Annotated in this window: 3 protein-coding genes; all 3 read right to left on the reverse strand. The window is 38.6% G+C overall.

Translation table 11 applies throughout. From position 1 onward, the window contains the following. Positions 1–168: 168 nt before the first annotated feature. Entirely contained in the window at positions 169–357 is a 189-nt protein-coding gene (locus QUB61_RS39370) for a hypothetical protein (protein WP_333136849.1), read from the reverse strand. Continuing rightward, complete coding sequence (locus tag QUB61_RS39375; protein WP_333136851.1) at positions 354–845, reverse strand: hypothetical protein; 492 nt, start codon at positions 843–845, stop codon at positions 354–356. The genes QUB61_RS39370 and QUB61_RS39375 overlap by 4 nt, the downstream gene beginning before the upstream one ends. 256 nt (positions 846–1,101) lie before the next feature. Beyond that, positions 1,102–1,425, reverse strand: coding sequence for a hypothetical protein (locus QUB61_RS39380; RefSeq protein WP_333136853.1), 324 nt, complete (start codon positions 1,423–1,425; stop codon positions 1,102–1,104). Positions 1,426–1,495: the final 70 nt, after the last annotated feature.

The raw sequence follows: 1,495 nt of genomic DNA on the forward strand, positions 1-1,495 counted from the left end.
TTCCCATATTTTTTTGCCAAATTCAATAACCGTTTGCACCCCTTTTTTGATAGCTCCCCAAACTTGACTCGCTGTGTTTTGCAACCATTTACCAGGTTGTATGCCTTCAGTTGAAAAAGCGAGCGCGCTGTCTTCAATCGTTACTCCCCAAGTTTTAACTTCACTCATTTATTTTTTCCGTTTGTGATTATCAATTTCTTTTTTTAATTCATTCACTTCTTTTTTGCACTCGTTAATTTTTTCTTTTAGTCCACCTGTTTCTCCTTCGGAATTGACAAGTTCATCTTCTAGCCTGTCAATTTCTCCTAACTTGTTTACGTAGCTTAAAACAGTATCACGATAGTTTTTGCTATTCATGTTGTTAGCCACTCTGTCGCCGTTTCAATAATTGAACCGTTTTGACCCAAGGTTGAAGTATAAGGCAAGATAATTCTACCTACGTACTCCAAGGAATTATAATCAAAACTTAATGTGCAGTTGGTTAAACTGTTCGGATTTTTAGCTGGTTGGTTTTGCCAATGAACAATGTAAGAAATTACATCAATGAAATACTGACTAAGGGTAGTAGATTTTATTGTGCCGACTGGCGAACCAGCACTAAAAGGAAGTGTTGGTAAATATGGCGCTGCGGCTACAGAAAAAAGTCCCGTTGAAGCGTTGTACGTAACAGTACCTGGTATCGTAAAATCCCCTTCTAAAATCAAATCGTCACTTTTAGTGATGTTCAACCTTTGAACGGCTAAGCCTTTTTCTGCACTGTTAATTAAGTGTGCTACTTGAAACAACTTGCCTTCAATTGTTGTAGCATTTGCTGTTTCATTCGTTCCCGCCGTCACTGTTGCCATATTTAAGTCCTTTTTTACAAATAGCCGCCTAACACGGGCGGCTAAGCCTAGAAATATACTTGAAAACCAACTTTAGGTTCCTTTTACTTTGGTCGCGAGTGCAATCGCGAAACCAAAGAGGGTGCTTGCTAAAGTAGTCAAATTTGCCGGAGCATCACCGTGAACTTTTAATCCAACACTTAGTGACGCAAAAGTAGTCGCAGTTGCACTACAACAGAGAAAGAACATTAAGCCTCGGTATACGTAACGGTCAATTTCAAGCATCTTCAATCGTCCATCCTGTGCTTTTGGGTATATTTTCTTCGGGAAAACCAGCCCTATCGTGAATCATTCCTTGTCTTATTAACACAGCTTTTATGTCTCGTAAGTCACACTTGATTACACCAAATTCTGTTAAAAGGTGGTCTAAATTTTGTTGCAGTTTTCTTCCTGAAGTAAAATTATTTTTTTCAAGTTGAATTTCAAGTCTTTCTAGTTTGCCGCTGTACTGCCACATAGCAAAAGCAAAACCACCTGCTGCCGCGCCGCCTCCCCCACCAATCACTAAAATAATAATTTCTAACAAGTCTTTAATTGTCACTTTAATCTATTCCTCCTGTATATTCCCATGCAAATAACGAAACGTTACCACTGTAGTTAGCATCAAATAT

It is taken from the genome of Microcoleus sp. C2D2 (genome assembly GCF_036702495.1).
Lineage (GTDB): Bacteria > Cyanobacteriota > Cyanobacteriia > Cyanobacteriales > Microcoleaceae > Microcoleus.